At 65.5% G+C, this 18,048-nt stretch carries 14 protein-coding genes; 5 read left to right on the plus strand and 9 right to left on the minus strand.

Annotated features, from left to right (window positions below; genetic code table 11):
- Positions 1 to 6 precede the first annotated feature (6 nt).
- From ACZK2G_RS14155 to ACZK2G_RS14165, 3 genes are all read right to left on the minus strand, one after another.
- On the minus strand, positions 7 to 327 hold the full coding sequence (locus ACZK2G_RS14155; protein WP_478473650.1) for a hypothetical protein: 321 nt from the start codon (positions 325 to 327) through the stop codon (positions 7 to 9).
- Between the two features lie 215 nt (positions 328 to 542).
- The gene (locus ACZK2G_RS14160) at positions 543 to 3,005 is read right to left on the minus strand and encodes a S9 family peptidase (RefSeq protein WP_478473651.1); all 2,463 of its coding nucleotides are present in this window, start codon (positions 3,003 to 3,005) and stop codon (positions 543 to 545) included.
- A gap of 157 nt (positions 3,006 to 3,162) precedes the next feature.
- On the minus strand, positions 3,163 to 3,492 hold the full coding sequence (locus ACZK2G_RS14165) for a hypothetical protein (RefSeq protein ID WP_006376346.1): 330 nt from the start codon (positions 3,490 to 3,492) through the stop codon (positions 3,163 to 3,165).
- 571 nt (positions 3,493 to 4,063) lie between these two features.
- Between ACZK2G_RS14165 and ACZK2G_RS14170 the strand changes: the two genes are divergently transcribed.
- From ACZK2G_RS14170 to ACZK2G_RS14185, 4 genes are all read left to right on the plus strand, one after another.
- A complete protein-coding gene (locus ACZK2G_RS14170; protein ID WP_478473652.1) occupies positions 4,064 to 4,570 on the plus strand; it encodes a hypothetical protein in 507 nt (168 codons plus the stop codon).
- A 12-nt stretch (positions 4,571 to 4,582) separates the two neighbouring features.
- The gene (locus tag ACZK2G_RS14175) at positions 4,583 to 6,007 is read left to right on the plus strand and encodes an XVIPCD domain-containing protein (RefSeq protein WP_478473653.1); all 1,425 of its coding nucleotides are present in this window, start codon (positions 4,583 to 4,585) and stop codon (positions 6,005 to 6,007) included.
- Between the two features lie 69 nt (positions 6,008 to 6,076).
- Positions 6,077 to 6,853, plus strand: a complete 777-nt coding sequence (locus ACZK2G_RS14180; protein WP_478473654.1) for a HipA family kinase — start codon at positions 6,077 to 6,079, stop codon at positions 6,851 to 6,853.
- Complete coding sequence (locus tag ACZK2G_RS14185) at positions 6,831 to 7,223, plus strand: DUF3037 domain-containing protein (RefSeq protein ID WP_478473656.1); 393 nt, start codon at positions 6,831 to 6,833, stop codon at positions 7,221 to 7,223. The genes ACZK2G_RS14180 and ACZK2G_RS14185 overlap by 23 nt, the downstream gene beginning before the upstream one ends.
- Positions 7,224 to 7,239: 16 nt before the next feature.
- On the opposite strand, the gene ACZK2G_RS14190 is transcribed toward ACZK2G_RS14185, so the two are convergent.
- The 3 genes from ACZK2G_RS14190 to ACZK2G_RS14200 all read right to left on the minus strand — a co-directional run bounded on the left by ACZK2G_RS14190 (position 7,240) and on the right by ACZK2G_RS14200 (position 10,201).
- Positions 7,240 to 8,670 (minus strand): serine hydrolase domain-containing protein, encoded by a 1,431-nt coding sequence (locus ACZK2G_RS14190; protein ID WP_478473657.1) that lies wholly within the window; start codon positions 8,668 to 8,670, stop codon positions 7,240 to 7,242.
- Between the two features lie 64 nt (positions 8,671 to 8,734).
- Positions 8,735 to 9,244 (minus strand): DUF4952 domain-containing protein, encoded by a 510-nt coding sequence (locus tag ACZK2G_RS14195; RefSeq protein WP_295380632.1) that lies wholly within the window; start codon positions 9,242 to 9,244, stop codon positions 8,735 to 8,737.
- A gap of 51 nt (positions 9,245 to 9,295) precedes the next feature.
- Positions 9,296 to 10,201 carry a LysR substrate-binding domain-containing protein gene (locus tag ACZK2G_RS14200; RefSeq protein ID WP_337302667.1) on the minus strand — a complete coding sequence of 302 codons (906 nt, stop codon included), beginning with the start codon at positions 10,199 to 10,201 and terminating at the stop codon, positions 9,296 to 9,298.
- A 122-nt stretch (positions 10,202 to 10,323) separates the two neighbouring features.
- On the opposite strand from ACZK2G_RS14200, the gene ACZK2G_RS14205 reads away from it, so the two are divergent.
- Entirely contained in the window at positions 10,324 to 11,313 is a 990-nt protein-coding gene (locus ACZK2G_RS14205) for a zinc-dependent alcohol dehydrogenase family protein (protein ID WP_478473658.1), read from the plus strand.
- A 41-nt stretch (positions 11,314 to 11,354) separates the two neighbouring features.
- Here the strand turns inward: ACZK2G_RS14205 and ACZK2G_RS14210 are convergent, their stop codons facing one another.
- From ACZK2G_RS14210 to mtnA, 3 genes are all read right to left on the minus strand, one after another.
- Positions 11,355 to 13,877 (minus strand): membrane-bound PQQ-dependent dehydrogenase, glucose/quinate/shikimate family, encoded by a 2,523-nt coding sequence (locus ACZK2G_RS14210; RefSeq protein WP_478473660.1) that lies wholly within the window; start codon positions 13,875 to 13,877, stop codon positions 11,355 to 11,357.
- A gap of 132 nt (positions 13,878 to 14,009) precedes the next feature.
- Positions 14,010 to 16,724: a DNA gyrase subunit A gene (gyrA, locus tag ACZK2G_RS14215; RefSeq protein WP_478473661.1), complete on the minus strand. Its 2,715-nt coding sequence runs from the start codon at positions 16,722 to 16,724 to the stop codon at positions 14,010 to 14,012.
- Positions 16,725 to 16,967: 243 nt separating this feature from the next.
- Entirely contained in the window at positions 16,968 to 18,032 is a 1,065-nt protein-coding gene (mtnA, locus tag ACZK2G_RS14220) for an S-methyl-5-thioribose-1-phosphate isomerase (RefSeq protein WP_478473662.1), read from the minus strand.
- Positions 18,033 to 18,048: the final 16 nt, after the last annotated feature.

Consider the following 18,048-nt stretch of genomic DNA (forward strand, 5'->3'; position numbering starts at 1 on the left):
GGACGCTCAGTCAGCGCTCTGCACGAACGGCTGCCCTGCCAGGGTAGTGCCCAGCCGCACCGCGATCTGTTGACCGTCCTTTTCGAAGGTCGTCGCACACTGCTTTCCGTCCTTCTGGCATCCGACTTCCGGAAAGCCCTCCAGCGACTCCGGCGCGCCCTGCGCAGGCTTTATCTGCCAGCCTGCGGCATCCAGCAGGCGCTTGGCCTTGGCGTAGGGCATGCCGGCGACGATGCCCAGCTGCGCCAGTTCGGTGGGCAGTGGCTGCGCACCTGCAGTTGAGACCAGGACCAAGTACAACGTTCCAGCAAGAAGAATGGCTTTCATTGCACCGACCCGGGGCGAACTCACAGGGTCAGCCTAGCCCATCTGCATGGCATGCGAATGTGCCGGTAACACGTCGTTACCGAGTCTCCACAGTTGATTGCAAAGCCGTCGGCATCATTTACATGTGGACAGCAGCCGAGCATGGGCTCGGCTCTACAGGATGCAGAAAGGCCGCCCGGAGGCGGCCTTTCCACGGCAGTCGAGCAAGCTCGACTCTACTTTGCGTTCTTCACGTAAGTGTCGAACCAGTTAAGCATTTCCGCCACCAGCTGTTCGTTCGATTCCAGCGCGGTGTACCAGTGCGGTTCGTTCGGCAGCATCACCAGGCGGGTGGTGCCACCGTTGCCGCGGATCGCCTGGTACAGCTTGCGCGACTGGAACGGTTCGGTGCCCGGGTTGGCGTCGTCCTCGCCGTGCACCAGCAGCAGCGGCAGCTTGATCTTGTCGGCGTAGAAGAACGGCGAGGCCTTCAGGTACACCTGCTGCGCCTGCCATACCGAACGACGCTCATTCTGGAAGCCGAACGGGGTGAAGGTCTTGTTGTACGAACCGCTGGTCGCCACCCCGGCCTTGAACAGGTTGGTGTGGGCGATCAGGTTGGCGGTCATCAGGCCACCGTGGCTGTGACCGGTCACGCCGATGCGGTTGCGATCGACCACGCCCATGTCCACGGCCTTGTCCACCGCGGCCTTGGCATCGGCTTCCAGCTGCTCCAGGTAGGTGTCGTAGGCGTTCTTCGGGTCACCCACGATCGGGAACGAGGCGTTGTCGATGATCGCGTAGCCGGCCAGCAGCATCAGGCGGTACGGCTGCAGACGGGTGAAGGTCTGCTGCGAACCGGACACCTGACCGGCCTGCGCCGCATTGGCGAAATCGGCGGGATACGCGTACAGGATCGCCGGCACGCGCTGGCCTTCCTTGTAGCCCGGCGGCGTGTAAAGAGTGAACGACAGGTCCACGCCGTCGGCGCGCTTGTAGGTCACCAGCTGCTTCTTGATCTGGCGCACTTCCGGGGTCGGGTCGACCAGCCTGGTCAGCGCGGTCGCGGTAGAGGCGAACTGCGCTTCGCCGGTCTTCGCGCCGGCTACCGCTTCACCCTGCTGGCGGATGAAGGCATTCGGCGGATCGATCACCGACTGGTGCCAGGTCAGGTAGCGCCCCGGCGTGTTGCTGAAGCCGAGGAACTGTTCGTAGGCGTCGGCACTGCTGCGGAACAGGCGCTCGCTCTTCAGCGTGCCCAGGTCCAGGCGGTCCAGGAACGGACGGTCGCCCTGCGGCGAGGCGCCACGGCCGCTGAGGAACACGTGGTTGCCATCCTGGCGTACGACCTGCGCGCCATTCGGCAGGCGGGTGAAGACCAGGTTGCCGGGATTGCCGTACAGCTCATCGCTGGACATGTCCCACAGCAGGCGGCCTTCCTTCTTCGGCTGGTCCACATCGACGATGCGGGTCTGCACCCAGTGGCGGTTCTCGTCGTTCTCATACTGGAAAGCCACGGCCGGATCAGCGGTCCATGCAAAACCTTCGAAGCGCTGTGCGGTGCGCGTGATCTCGGTCGGCTTGCCGTTGAACGGGGCCTTCAGCATCAGCACTCGGTCACGGTGCGGCACGCTGATTTTCCAGTCGCCCTTGTCCAGCGCTTCGGCATAGACCAGAGTGGCCGGATCGGTGGCTCGCCAGTCGAAACCGCGCGGGCCCTCTGGCACGCCGTGCACCGGCACGCGATCCGCCAGCGGCAGGCTGGCGATCGGCGTGCTGCGCCCGTTGCTGACATCCAGCACTGCCACATCGTTGGCGAAGCGCTGGTAGGTCACGGCATGCGAGTACGGGGCCTTGATCGATTCGGTCAGCACATGCACGCCATCGGGCGCGGCGCTGACCTCGTTGAACAGCGCCGGCTGCCCGACCGGGCGCACGCTGTTGGCGGCGGTATCGACCACGGCCAGCTGCGACGCACCGTAGTAGGCGAACAGCTTCTCGTCATGCACGCTGGTCAGCGTGTCGCGGGCTTCGTAGGTGCTGCTCTCGCCACTGCTGCCCAGCGACTCCTGCGCATCCGGACCAGTCGGCACGCCACCGTTGGACGGCGCCGGACCCTGATTGGCCGGTACCAGCTTCACCAGCAGGTTCTGGCTGCCGCCCAGCCACTGCACGGTGTAGCCGAAGATCGGGTTCAGCTGCACGTTCGGCACCTGCTTCACCTGGCCGGTCGCAGCATCGCCGACCCACAGCTGCACGCTGGTATCAACCGCATTCTGGAAGGCGAAATGGCTGCCGTCGGCCGACCACAGCGCGCCGGTGGCGCAGCCCTGCGGCAGGTTGACCTTGGTTTCCTTGCCGCTGCCGATATCGACCAGGGTGAAGTCGGCCACGCAGGCCGGAATACCGTAGCCGCCGGGAGTGTCATGGCGACTGCGGTTCTTCGGCTCCAGACGCACACCGGCCAGCTTCAGGTACGGCTGGGCGACGCGGCTGATCGACGGATAGGTCTGTGCGGTGGTCAGCAGCAGGCGCTGGCCGCCCGGGGCCACGTTCGGTGCCGGCGGCGGCAGTGCCTTCAGCACCTTGAGCAGGTGTTCCGGCGGCTTCGCGTAATCGGCAAGCGCCGGGCCAGCGGCCAGCAGGCCGACAGTGGCAACGGCAACAGCCGCCGCCAGAGAGGTTCGACGGATCAGCATCCTTATCCCCTGGGGTGTGAATGGGTACCCGGAATCGGGCATGGCCCCGAATCTAGCACCGCAGGGGTTGTCGTGAATGGGCCGGAAGGGCTAGTGGCCGGATGGGGCAAAGTGGAGTGCAGGTGGCCGGACGGCCATTGCCAGGCATGGCCTGGCACTACTGCTGGGCGTGCAGGTCCCAGGCGGTGAGATAGTCCGGGTCGACCACGATCATGCCGCTGTTGCTCATCCGGTACTCACCCGGCTGGGCCGGCAGGTACTGGTCGAGCATCGGCGGCAGGTAACGCTCGTGGCCATCATTCTCGTCGGCCAGCACAACGCCTTCATCGGCACTGATGCGCAGCACCGTTCCCGCATACTGCTCCAGTCCCTGCACCTGGCCGTCGCCGCCGTAGCGGGTCACCCCGACCAGCACCAGTTTTCCGATCATTTCTTCGACCTTGGCATCGTCCAGGGCCGGCAGCATTCGTTCGTATTGGTCGCTCATCGGTGCACCTCCAAAGCCTGCAGGATCATCATGGACAAGCCAGCCTCCGCGCTGCGAAGGCCATCGGGCAACGCAGGGACAATCTGACGGGCGTATGTCTGTATTGCAGGGCCGGCACGTCAAGGCCGGGACCGCGTCGGGTGAACAGTGGCGGATGCTGTGGGTGGCGGCCATCCGTGCCGGCAAAGTGGCCGTATCAGACCAGGGTCAACACCACGCGTTGCATTGCATGCAGGGTAAAGCGTGACAGCTGCGCTGTTGTTGCATGACGGCCTCCTGTTGAAGGTCACACGCGAAGTTGATGCTCCATGGACCCGATGCTGACATCGCGCGCGGAATGGTCAAGTGAAGAATGCGCACCCGTTCACCTTTTGTATCGCATTCGGGTGCCTCGATTACGCTTAACCTCTGCTTCACCCGGCTGCACCTAGGGTCAGCCTTCAATCTGCAAGGAACGCACATGCCCCGGTACGCATTCATACGACCGTGGACGCTCGCACTTTCAGCGGCCACGCTCTGCGCCTGCGCACATGCCGCCGACCGCACGCCGACTTCTCAAGGAACCGACACCATGGCCCCATCTGTAGCCGAGACTTCCCCGCCCTCTCCGCTCAACGCGGAGCAGTTGCTGTTGCGCCTGCTGGACCTTATCAAGACGACGACCTCCACCCGCGAGCTCACCGCCGAGCGCCTGTCCGCGGCGATGCAGGCGCCGGCGCAGGTCTTCGGCCCCGGCCACTTCGGCTATGGCGGCACGCTGACACCGGAATGGGGCTACGGACTGGAAGTGCAGCGGGCCGGCACTGCCGACGCGCGGCTGGACCTGAACTTCATGGACACCAGCAGCGATCGCAAGGCCTCGGCCGCGGCGATCTGCCAGGTCGACTTCAACCACTTCGCTTCGGCACTGGATGCCGCTGGCTTCAAGCGCGAGACGGTGCGCGGCGAACACGGCCGAGTGATCTACGACCGCTTTGATCGACCGCAGCTGAGCATCAAGGTCAATACCATGCCCGAGAACCCCCACGCCCTCGGCGACGCCACGCATGCCTGCGTGCGTCTTGTCACCGTGCAGTAAGGGGAGCCATCAATGACGATCCTTTCCGCAGAAACGGAACGCCTGCTGGGCGAGTTCGCCGGCAAGACCGACGTCACCAGCGACCAGGTCGGCAACCTGCGCAGCGTCATCGCGGGTTCGCCCGTGCTGGCAAAGCAGGTGGACGCAGCCATCGCGGCAGGCTATCTGGAACGCTTCGAACTGTTGCCCGCCGCAAGCAATGCGGGTGGCACCTACGAGACCGGCACGAAATCCATCAACCTGCCCGCCAGCAGCTTGTCGACCCCGGCGGCGCCGGACAGGTTCGACGCGGCCGAGGTCACCTTTGTACTCGGTCACGAGATCCAGCATGGCTTCAACGATGCTGATGTCGAGCGTGCCTACGTGCAGTTCGATGCCGACGTGGAGCAGATCGCAGGCCGTACCACCAGCCATGATTACACCGAGGCGATCGGCACCCTGCTCGCCGCCAACCGCCGCGATGAGGCCTCTTCGAACATCGCAGGCTGGAATGCGCTGGTCAGCCAGGTACGTGCCAGCAACCCGGACGCTACCCTGCGCGACCTGTATGAAGCCAGCACCCGCTCGACAGACGTCATCCAGTCGCGACCCGGCCCGCCGATCACCTATGCACCGCACCCGGAGCTGACCCTCAATGCGGACCTGACCATCTCCCCCACCGCAGCCAACATCGAGGGAATGGCCAAGCACTATTACGATCAGGGCGTCAGCACCGGCCTGGGCCATCATGGGAATTCGGACTACCAGAATTTCTACGGCGTCCAGGCGATCAAACTGGCCAGCGGATACGAGGCCGCGAATCCAGCGCCCGACGGCGTCAGCCGGATGGAAGTGAACATGAAGAAGCTGGGCCTGGACGAGCGCCTGCTGGAGCAGAACGGGCTCAACCTCGGCGAGGGCTCGCCCCCGCGCCAGCCCTACTTCGATACCAGTACCTCGCCGTCGACGCTGCGTTACTTCGACCACACTGAGGGCACGCATACGCATGTGCCGATCACCGCACGGCATGCGACGGAGGGCGATGGCATACCGACGCCGCTTGCGGAAGGGCGTGACCGCTCCCTGCACGAACAGATCCGCGGCAAGGTGGCTGAGCTGGATGCCGCCAATGGACGCAGCTTCGATGCGTCCAGCGAGCGCCTGAGCGCCAGCCTTCTGGTGCTGGCCCGCGAAAACGGGCTGGACCGGGTCGACCATGTGGTGCTCAGCCGCCAGACCGATGGTACGGGCGCGGCGCAGAACATCTTCGTGGTGAAGGGGCCGCTGGATGATCCAGCCTCGCTGCGCGCCTCCTCGCCCACTGCCGAGGCCGCACAACGCCCCGTGCAGGAAAGCCTGGACACACTTGCCGTGGTCAACCGGCAGGCCGATCAGGCCTCGCAGGAGCAGACCCGCGCACAGGTGCAGGAACAACAGCGCGGTGCGCTGGCTCACTGACAGTGAATGACGTGGAGCCGCCGGGGCGCCCCGGCGCTCCCTTGGCGGCACCCACGCTAGAATGCGCGCATGCGCACCGTACATGCCCTCCGCTACATCACTCCCTTGCGGGAAGGTGGCTCCCTGCCGGCCGTGGTCGAGACCGACGACGACGGCATGGCCGTGCTGAAGTTCCGTGGCGCCGGCCAGGGACCGAAGGCACTGATCGCCGAACTGATCGCCGGTGAGATGGCGCGCACGCTGGGCCTGCCGATTCCGGAGATCCTGTTCGTGGAGCTGGACCGCGAGTTTGCCCGCACCGAGCCGGATCCGGAGATCCAGGAACTGATCCGCGCCAGCGAAGGTTTGAACCTGGGCCTGGACTACCTGCCCGGTGCGATCAACTACGACCCGGCGGCAATGCCGGTGGATGCCGATCTGGCCTCGCGCATCGTCTGGTTCGATGCGTTCACCAGCAATGTCGACCGCACCACGCGGAACCCCAACCTGATGGTGTGGCACCGCAGGCTGTACCTGATCGATCACGGCGCGGCGATGTACTTCCACCACGATTGGGCCAATGCTGGCGATGCCTGCGAGAAGCCGTTCGTTCTGATCCGCGACCATGTGCTGCTGTCGTTCGCCAGCCGCATCGCCGGGGTGGATGCCGAGCTGGCCGCGCGCCTGACCGATGCCGAGATCGAGCGTATCGTCGGCCTGGTGCCGGACAGCTGGCTGGTGAATGAGCCCGCGTTCGACAGCCCGCAGGCCTACCGCCAAGGCTACATCAGTTATCTAAAGCACCGCCTGAAAGTGCGTGCGGTGTTCGTGCAGGAGGCCATCCGTGCCCACGCTGCACACGTATGACTACGCCGTCATCCGCGTGGTGCCGCGGGTGGAGCGCGAGGAATTCATCAACGTCGGGGTGATCGTCTCCTGTCCCGGCGCGCGTCATCTGGAAGCGGCCATCGAGATCGATCCGGCACGCCTGCAAGCCTTCGCCCCAGCGCTGGACCAGGAGGCGCTGCAGCCGTGGCTGGATGCGATCGTGGCCATCTGCCGCGGCGACGCGACCGCCGGACCAATCGCGCAGCTGCCCGCGCGTTCGCGCTTCCATTTCCTCACTGCCAAGCGCAGTTCGGTGGTGCAGATGTCGAGCACGCACGTCGGCCGCACTGCGGACCCGACAGGTGTGGTGGAACATCTGATGACGAAGATGGTGCGGGTGCCGGAATGACCGGCACACGTCGCGATCAAAGCGGCACACGTCGCGCGATGTAATTGACCACATTGCCGATCGCATCCGGATCGACATTGGCCAGCCCAACGATCACATAGCCCTGTGCGGGCAGCACCACGATGGCGCTGTTGGAGCCGGGCGCACCGCCTTCGTGGCCGTACTGGTGCTCCCTGCCCTCGCCCTGCACCACGAAGCCGAATCCGTACCAGCCCTTGTGGTTCTGCGCCGTGGTGGCCTGCTGCAGCAATGCAGGTGAGACCAGCCTTCCACTGCGCAATGCCTCGGCGAATTTCACCATGTCGGCCACCGTGCTGTAGCCACCACCGGCTGAAATGCCGCGCCAGGGCAGCGACTTCGTTTCACGGACCCATTGCCCATCCTTCTTCGTATAGGCGACGGCACGCTGCGGGACGCTCACTGTTTCCGGCTCGAAGCCGGTGCCGGTCATTCCAGCCGGGCGCAGGATGTGCTCTTCCAAATACGCGTAGTACGACTGCCCGGAGACGGCCTCGATGATCCGCCCAAGCACGATAAAGCCATAGTTCGAGTAGCTGTCCTGGCTGCCCGGCGTGAAGTGCGGTGCATCCCTGGCAAAGCGCTGCACATAGTCATCCAGCGTCTTCAACGACGCGGAATACTGCTCGAAATCGTCGCCGAAGAAATCGCCCAGGCCGCTGGTGTGGGTCAGCAGTTGGCGCACGTTCACGGTGCCGGCAACGGCCTTGTTCGGATAGTCCGGCAGATGCTTGCCGATCGTGTCATCAAGGCTGAGCTTGCCCTCCTGTACCAGCTGCAGGATGGCCACTGCGGTGAACATCTTGTTGGAAGACGCAAGGCGGAACTGCGTACCCACGCCCACTTGAATACCAGCGGTGCGATCGGCATCGCCACCGCGCCAGTCCAGCAGCACATTGCCGTTCTGTGCCACCTGCAACGCACCCGACAGCGCATCCTGCGCCCGCAGCGCCTCCAGTTTTGCTGTGGCATCGGCCATCAGCGCAGGCAAAGCAACCCTCTCCGGCTTGAACTTGTCCGGAGTTTCAGTGCCTTCGATCTGGAACTGCTTCAGATGCGCCGGGCTGGCCGGATCCATGACGGCCGTCACCCACATCGCGCGCTCGCTCAGCTGGCCCATCACCAGCAGCTTCGCCTGGCTGGGCGCGCTCTCGAGTGTTTCCAGCACGCGCAGTGGGCCGGTGCTCTCGCGGAACTCGAGATAGTCCTTGGGACTACTGCCTTGCTTCTTCGCATATCTGTCGGCGAATGCCTGCAACGCATCGAGGCTGCCTGCATTGAACGCCGCAAGCCAGTCATCGATGGCATCCTGCGCGCGCGGATGTGCACGTTCGGAAGATGTTGCGCCAACTGCTGGAAAAACCGACGTGGCCATCAAGACCGAACATGCCAGCGCATTGCAGAGAAGCAGACGTCCAACAGCCCTCATGGCAGTTCCTTTGCGGGGATCCCTGGGCGCATCCTAGACGAAGGAACCACCCGCCGCATCTACGCTAGGGAGTCTGCCGCAACACCTCTACGGTGACGTTGAATGCCTCGATGCGCTGCCATTCGTCCCGTTCGTACGGCAGCGATTCCACCCCCATGCCGATCTGGTATCTCACCGCGTCCGGACCTTCGCGCCAGTAGTAAGGTTCACCGTTGCTCCAGCCGCAGCAGACGTAACGCAATGCAGGCAAGCCGAACGTTGCGTGCAGGAAGGCTTCGACCTTCGCTGCCTGGGCACCCGCAACGCGGTAGTGGGCTTCGATCGGCTTGATGTAGGAGGCATCGTTCTGGCTGCAATCCACGTACTCTAGGCCTTCTGGTTTCCGGCCCATTGCCTTCAGGAAGTCCTGGCAGACCGTGTCAGCTCGGGCCAGACCATCGGCACGACCGTGCGCTTCCCACTCCGCCAGCGCCTGCGCTGGAAGTTCGGCAGCCTGCAATCCGGAGCTGAACAGCAACGCAGGCAGCACCAGCAGCAGGAAGCGCGCGACACGCTGCAGCCATGGAAGCGACATGAGGATGCGATCCTTCGCGGTTGATGGAAACCATGCTAACCGATGGTCGCGCTATCGCCGCGCCATGGTCTGTTCGTTGAACCACGCCACGCAGAAGTCGAGGAAGCTGCGCAACTTGGGGGTCAGCTGGCGATCGCGTGGATACACCAGGTTGATCCAGGTCGACACCGGCACGTACGCCGGCAGCACTTCCACCAGTTCACCGCGCGCCAATGCTCCGGCCAGCATTTCGTGCGGCTGCAGGATCAGCCCCAGCCCCCCGATGGCGGCGGTCAGCAGCGGCTCGGCCTGGTTGACCATGAAACGGCTGGACACCGGCACGGTCAGCACGCTGCCGTCGGCGTCGCGGAAGCTCCAGCGGGTGCGGATGATCGAATGCGCGAAACCCAGGCACTCATGGCGGCTCAGATCGGTCGGGCGAACAATGGCCGGGCGCGATGACAGGTAGGTCGGCGATGCACACAGGACCAGGGGATACGGCCCCAGCCGTCGCGCCACCAGCCCGCTGTCGGCCAGGTCACCGGTACGGAACACCAGGTCGTAACCGTCTTCGACGATGTCCACCAGGCTGTTGGACAGGTTCAGATCGACCTGCACGTCCGGGTACTGCTGCATGTAAGCCACCACCGCCGGACCCAGTGCGTGCACGCCGAAGGTGACCGGCGCGCTGATGCGCAGGCGTCCCATCGGCCGCCCGCGGGCCACTTCGGCCAACTGCTCGGCGCCCTCCACTTCTTCCAGGATCACCCGCGCCCGCGCCAGATAGGCCTGGCCGAAGTCGGTCAGGCTCTGCTTGCGCGTGGTGCGGTTGAGCAGGCGCACGCCCAGGTGCTGTTCCAATGCCTGGATATGCTTGCCGACCAGTTGTGGCGACAGGTCCAGTGCATCGGCCGCAGCGGCGAAGGAGCCGGCCTCGGCCACCTTGGCGAAGGTCCGCAGGGGAGCGATCAGGTCCATTGCAAAAGATTATTTTTCAATGAAACCCGAGATTACCCCTTATTCTGGATGCAGACCACGCGCACAGTAGACCTCACCTTCCTGCCGGCCCCCTTCGCCGGCTTCTCATTGGAGCCCTCCCCATGACCCAGGTTGTCCGCATCCACGAGTACGGCAACGCCGATGTCCTGAGCATCGACGACATCGACGTTCCGGCCCCTGCCGCCGACGAGATCCAGATCCGGGTAAAGGCCATCGGCCTGAACCGCGCCGAGGTGATGTTCCGCAACGGCGCCTACCTGCAGGAAGCGCAGTTCCCCAGCCGCCTGGGCTACGAAGCGGCCGGCGTGATCGAAGCCGTCGGCAGTGCGGTGAGCGGGTTCGCAGTCGGCGATGCCGTCAGCGTGGTCCCGCCGCTGGATATCGCACGCTGGGGCACGTACGGCGAACTGGCCAACGTGCCGGCGCGGCTGGTGGTCAAGCATCCGCAGGCACTGGGCTTTGAAACGGCGGCCGCGGTGTGGATGCAGTACGTCACCGCTTGGGGTGCGTTGCTGGAGCAGGCGCAGCTGGCTGCCGGGGATTTCGTCATCATCACCGCTGCCAGCAGCAGTGTCGGCCTGGCTGCGATCCAGATCGCCAACGCGGTAGGTGCCACGCCGATCGCGGTAACGCGCGGCCCGGGCAAGCGCCAGGCCCTGCTCGATGCCGGTGCCGCCCATGTCATCGCCACCCAGGAACAGGATCTGGCGGCCGAAGTGGCGCGCATCACCGGTGGTGCCGGTGCCCGCGTAGTGTTCGACCCGATTGGTGGCCCGCAGTTCGTGCCGCTGACCGAAGCCATGGCGCGTGGCGGCATCCTGCTGGAGTACGGTGCGCTGAGCAGCGAACCGACCCCGTTCCCGCTGTTCAACGTGCTGGGCAAGTCGCTCACGCTGAAAGGCTATCTGTACTCGGAAATCGTCTCCGACGATGCCGCGTTGGCCCGCGCCAAGGCATTCATCGTCGACGGCCTGGACAAGGGCGTGCTGGTGCCGATGATCGCAAAGGTGTTCCCGTTCGCGCAGATCCAGGACGCGCATCGTTACCTGGAATCGAACGAGCAGATCGGCAAGGTGGTGGTGACGGTGTGACAGCGCCACGCACTGGGGTCGGCCCGCCGCCCCCAGTCCGGTTACCTCGGCAACGCAAACGCCATCACGTAATCGCCGTTCGGGGTTTCCATGAAATGGTGGCCGCCGGCCATGATCACCACGTACTGTCGCCCGCCCTGCTCGTACACCATCGGGTTGGCCTGCCCACCCGCCGGCAGCTTGGCATGCCACAGTTCCTTGCCGGTCTTCAGGTCGATGGCGCGCAGTAGATCGTCGGTCGCAGCGGCGATGAAGATCAGGCCGCTGGCGGTGACCACCGAGCCGCCATTGTTTGGCGTACCGATCTCGATCGGCAGGCCGGAGCGGATTCCGAACGGCCCATTGCCGCGCGCACTGCCGAATGGGCGGTCCCACAGCAGTTTGCCGGTGCGCAGATCGATGGCACGGATGCCGCCATAGGGTGGCTGCTTGCACAGCAGCCCGGTGAACGGCAGCCGCCAACCTGCGTTCACCTGGATGCCATAGGGCGTTCCCACCTGCGGGTCACCAGCCCCTTCAGCGCCGCCCTTGTCGACGCGGATCTTCTCGCGCGGCAGCCAGCCCATGCGATCGGCCTCCGCGCGCGGTACCAGCCGGTTGTAGTTGGGCATGTCGTTGTAGTTGGCCACGATCACGCCACGGCGGGTATCCACCGCCACGCTTCCCCAGTCCGAACCACCGTTGTAGCCGGGGTACTCGATGGAGTGCCGATCGCTGCTCGGCGGCGTGTAGAAGCCTTCGTAGTACGCCTTGCGGAACTGGATGCGGCAGACCAGCTGGTCGATCGGAGTGATGCCCCACATGTCGCGCTCGGTCAGGTCATGCTCGCGGCGCAGTGTGTGGTACAGCGAGAACAACTGCGTGGGCGAACGCTGCTCGGGCTCGACGCCACCGACGGGTACCTTGCGCTCCTCGGCGGCGGTCAGCAGCTGGCCGTTGCGGCGGTCGAGGATGTACATGTCGCCCTGCTTGGTCGGCAGCAGGATCGCCGGCACCTTGCCGGCCGCCGTCGGGTAGTCGATCAGGCTGGCCTGCGAACCGAGGTCGTAGTCCCACACGTCCTTGCGCACCGCCTGGAAATGCCAGACCGGCTTGCCGGTGGCCACGTCGATCGCCACCAGCGAGGTCGAATAGCGGTTCTGGTTTTCGCTGCGTGAGCCACTCCAGTAGTCGCCCGCCGAGTTGCCCAGTGGCAGGTAGACCAGGCCCAGCGCCTCATCGCCGGTCGCGGTGGTCCACATGTTCGGCGTGCCGCGCGTGTAGGTCTGCTCGTGCGGCGGCAGGCCGTTGCGCTCGGGCTGGTCCATGTCCCACGCCCAGCGCAGCTTGCCGGTGATCGCGTCGTAGGCCTGGATCACGCCCGAGGGCGCGTCGCGGCGCTGCCCATCCAACACCTGGTGACCGGTCACGATCACGCCTCGCACGATCGCCGGTGGCGAGTTGATCGACACGTAGCCAGGGGGCACGTCGCCCATTCCAAGGGTGATGTCGACCTGGCCGTTGTTGCCGAAGTTGGCGCAGGGACGGCCGCTGTCTGCGTCCACCGCGATGATGCGGCCGTCCAGGGTGCCTTCGATGATGCGGGCCCAGCACGCGGGATGACTGCCCGGCGTAGCGCTGCGGGTGACGCTGGGCGGTGGTTCGGGCAGCGCCAGATCGGCCGCGACATCGGCCAGCGCCGCATCGGCCATCGTAGGCGCGCTCGGCTGCTCGTAGTAGCTCACGCCACGGCAGGCGGCGGTGTACGGGATCGAGGCGTCCTTCACCTTCGGATCGAACCGCCACAGCTCCTTGCCACTGCTGGCGTCGAGCGCGATCAGGCGGTTGCGCGCGGTGCAAAGGTACAGGCGGTCGCCGACCTTCAGGGGCGTGGTTTCCGCGCCCCAGCGCTTCTTCGGCAGGTCACCGGTGCGGAACTGCCAGGCCGGCTGCAGCGTGGCCACATTGGCCGGGGTGATCTGCTGCAGGGGCGAATAGCGGGTGCCCGCATTGCTGCGGCCCCACGCCGGCCAGTCGCCTTCGGCGGGCTGGTCAGCCGGCTGCAGGCCAGTGGTATCGCGCGTTGGTTCCAGTCCGGCGCTGACGGCGCCTTCCGGGAACGGCAGGTGCCCGTCCACTTCACCATGCGGGGCGAAAGCCAGGCCGAAGGCGGCCACGAACACCAGCATCAGCAAGCCCGCCACGCTGCGCGACAGACGCTTTGAAACCGGCTCGCGCAGCGTCGGCGCCAGCAGCGCCAGCACGATGCCCAGCGCGGTCACCAGGCCCAGCCGTGGCACCCAGCGCCAGTAGTCGCTGCCCGATTCCCACCAGGTCCACAGCAACGTGCCCACGAACACCAGCGCGTACAGCAGCGCGCCACTGCGGCGGTTGCCGAACAGCAGGATGCCACTGACCAGCAGCCCCAGGCCGGCGATGGCGTAGTACGCCGAGCCACCGAGGCTGAGCAGCCACGCACCGAGCCCGCCGATGACCAGGCCGAGCACGACCAGCAGCAGCGACAGCACGGTGACCAGAGGATGGCGGGGCGGAGGCGCGGAAGCAGACTGCGGCGTGGCGGACATCGTCGATCTCCGGGGGGCAGCATGCGCCGTTATCCCACCGCCGATGTGAAGCGCGCGCGTAAGTGCGGGCACCGGATACGACGACGCCGGCACAGGGCCGGCGTCGTCGGGTACCTCAACCTCGCGGCAGGATCACTCCTGCACGGCGTCCTCGCTGCTGGCAGCAGCCGGGGCGCCATCGGTCGCGGCCGGGGCGGCGACGGCCACCTCGTCCTCGTCCTCGTCGATCGAGGCATCCATGCGCTCCACCGCCTGCAGCTTCTCGTCCTTGGACAGGCGGATCAGGGTCACGCCCTGGGTGTTGCGGCCGACGCGGCTGATTTCCGAGCCACGCGTACGCACCAGGGTGCCACCATCGGAAATCAACAGGACCTCGTCGCCCGAGCCCATCAGTACCGCCGCGACCAGCTTGCCGTTGCGCTCGGTGGTCTGGATACCGATCACGCCCTGCGTGCCGCGACCCTTGCGCGGGTAGTCCGGCAGCGGGGTACGCTTGCCATAGCCGTTTTCGGTGGCGGTAAGGATGTACTGCACGCTGGCGTCATCGGCGCCGTCGATCACCGCATCGCCATTGGCTGCAGTTTCCTCGACACCGTTGTCGTCCTCGTTCTCGTCCTCGCTGCCACCTGCACTTTCGGCCACGATCAGGCTGACCACTTCTTCGCCGGCCGGCATCTTGATGCCGCGCACGCCGGTAGCGGTACGGCCCATCGAACGGACCTTGTCCTCACCGAAGCGGACGGTCTTGCCGTTGGAGGCGAACAGCAGGATGTCGCGCTCGCCATCGGTCAGGCCGACGCCGACCAGGGCATCGCCCTCGTCGAGGTTGATCGCGATCTTGCCGCGGGCCAGACGGAAGGCGAACTCGCCCAGCGGGGTCTTCTTGACCGTACCGTTCTTCGTGGCGAAGAACACGAACTGGCCATCAGCGTACTCACGCACCGGCAGTACAGCCTGCACGCGCTCACCCGGTTCCAGCGGAATCCAGTTGATGATCGGGCGGCCACGGGCGTTGGAACCGGCTTCCGGCAGCTGGTAGACCGGCAGCCAGAACACCTTGCCCGAACTGGTGAAGGTCAGCAGCGTGTCGTGCGTGTTGACCAGCCACAGCTGCTCGATGAAATCCTCTTCCTTGGTGGACGCTGCACTGCGGCCACGGCCACCCCGGCGCTGCGCGCGGTACACGCTCACCGGCTGGCGCTTGACGTAGCCAGCATGGGAGACGGTGACCACCACGTCTTCCGGCGCGATCAGGTCGAGGATGTCCAGGTCTTCTTCGCTGTGGCGGATTTCGGTACGACGCTCGTCGCCGAACTCGGCCTTGACGCTGATCAGCTCTTCGCGGATCACCTGCAGCAGGCGATCGGGATCTTCCAGGATGTGGATCAGCCCGGCGATCACTTCCAGCAGCTGCTTGTATTCCTCGGTCAGGCGGTCTTGCTCAAGCCCGGTCAGGCGGTGCAGGCGCATTTCCAGGATCTGGGTCGCCTGGATCTCGGTCAGCTGGTAGCCGCCTTCGATCAGGCCCACACCCTTGGGCAGGTCATCCGGACGCGAGGCTTCGGCACCGGCAGCGCCCAGCATCGAACCGACCAGGCCCGGCTCCCACAGGCGCGCGAGCATGCGCTCACGGGCTTCGGCGGGGTTCGGCGAGGTCTTGATCAGTTCGATCATCTCGTCGATGTTGGCCAGCGCGACGGTCAGGCCTTCCAGCACGTGGGCACGGGCGCGCGCCTTGCGCAGCTCGAACACGGTGCGGCGGGTGACCACTTCGCGACGGTGGCGGACGAACGCCTCCAGCATCTGCTTGAGGTTCATCAACTGCGGGCGGCCATCGACCAGCGCCACCATGTTGATGCCGAACACCGATTCCATCTGGGTCTGCTGGTACAGGTTGTTCAGCACAACCTCGGCAGATTCACCGCGCTTGATCTCGATGTAGATGCGCATGCCGTCCTTGTCGGACTCATCGCGCAGCTCGCTGATGCCTTCGATCTTCTTTTCCTTGACCAGCTCGGCGATCTTCTCGATCAGACGCGCCTTGTTCACCTGGTAAGGAATTTCAGTGACGATGATCGATTCGCGGCCGTTGTCGGCCACTTCGATGTCCGCCTTGGCACGGATGCGCACGCGGCCACGGCCGGTGCGGTAGCCGGCGATGATGCCGGCGGTGCCATTGATGATGCCGGCAGTGGGGAAGTCCGGGCCCGGGATGTACTCCATCAGGCCGTCGACATCGATTTCCGGGTTGTCGATCAGCGCGATGCAGGCGTTGATCGACTCGGTCAGGTTGTGCGGCGGGATGTTGGTGGCCATGCCCACCGCGATGCCGGCCGAACCGTTGACCAGCAGGTTCGGGAACCGGGTCGGCATGACCGTCGGCTCCAGTTCCTTCTCGTCGTAGTTGGGCTGGAAATCGACGGTTTCCTTGTCGATGTCCGCCATCAGCTCATGCGCAAGGCGCGACATGCGCGCCTCGGTGTATCGCATCGCCGCAGCGGAATCGCCGTCGACCGAACCGAAGTTACCCTGGCCATCGACCAGCATGTAACGCAGCGAGAACGGCTGCGCCAGGCGCACCAGCGTGTCGTACACCGACTGATCGCCATGCGGGTGGTACTTACCGATGACGTCACCGACGATACGCGCCGACTTGAAGTAGGGCTTGTTGCTGTGCGCGTTCAACTCGTTCATCGCGAACAGCACACGACGATGCACCGGCTTGAGGCCATCGCGCGCATCTGGCAGCGCGCGGCCCACGATCACGCTCATGGCGTAATCGAGGTAGCTCTTGCGCATCTCGTCTTCCAGGTTGACCTGGATGATTTCCTTGGCGGTTTCTGCCATTCGGGTTCCGTTGTCTGGTAGCGGTCCAGTCCGGCGCAGCCCCCTGCGGGAGGGAGTCGTGCCGGAACCTCGATTCAACCGCTGGATTCTACCACAAAGGGGCGTTTCCCGCCTGCCTTTACGGTGATTTTACCGGCACAAATCAGGAACTTAGGGGGTTGCCGGCCAGCGGCCGGCGCTACCGGGGGCTGGGGGTCGGAGCCCTTCCCTGCGGAAAGGGATCCGACCACGACCCTGCCTGCCTCAACCGCCGAAGGCGGCGCGCATGTTCTCGACGGTCGGGTTCAGGATCACGCCACGTTCGGTCACGATGGCGTCGATCAGCTCCCCCGGGGTTACGTCGAACACCGGGTTCCAGGCGGCGATGCCCTCGGCCACGGTGCGGGTGCCGCCCACGCCGTACAGCTCGCCCGGGTCACGCTGCTCGATCTCGATCTGGCTGCCATCCACGGTCTCCATGTCCACCGTGGAGGACGGGGCCACGACCATGAACTTCACCCCATGGTGGCGGGCGGCGATGGCCAGCTGATAGGTACCGATCTTGTTGGCCGTATCGCCATTGGCGCAGATGCGGTCAGCGCCGACGATCACCCATTGCACCGCGCCGGTCTTCATCAGGTGCGAAGCCGCCGAGTCGGCGATCAGCGTCGCGTCGATGCCATCCTGCTGCAGCTCCCACACGGTCAGGCGCGCGCCCTGCAGCCACGGCCGGGTCTCGCCAGCGAACACGCGCGCGATGCGATGCTGGGCCATGCCGGCGCGGATCACCCCCAGGGCGGTGCCGAAGCCAGCGGTGGCCAGCGAGCCGGTGTTGCAGTGGGTCAGCACGCCGCTGCCCGCTTCGATCAGGCCCGCACCGAGCGCACCCATATGGCGGTTGGCGGCCAGGTCTTCCTCGGCGATGGCCTGCGCCTCCGCCTCCAGCAACGCCTTCCAATCGGCACCGGCGGCACTCAGGCAACGACGCATGCGCGCCAGCGCCCAGGCCAGGTTCACCGCCGTCGGGCGCGATGCATTGAGCCGCTGCAGTGCTGGTTCCAGCTGCTGCAGGGCATGCACGCCATCGGCAGCCTGCACGTCCCGCGCAGCCAGCACCACGCCCCAGGCAGCGGCAATGCCGATCGCCGGCGCGCCGCGCACGGTCAGCGCATGGATCGCCGCAGCAACCTCGTCGCTGTCATGGCAGACCACGTGTTCAACCACGAACGGCAGCTTGCGCTGGTCGAGCAGTTGCAGGGCTTCGCCGGTCCAAAGGATCGGGCGGATATGGTCGTAACGGGCGTAGTCGATGTCGGAGGCAGTGTTCATGGGCCCATTGTAGGGC

It is taken from the genome of Stenotrophomonas sp. 107298_Sma, assembly GCF_056480345.1.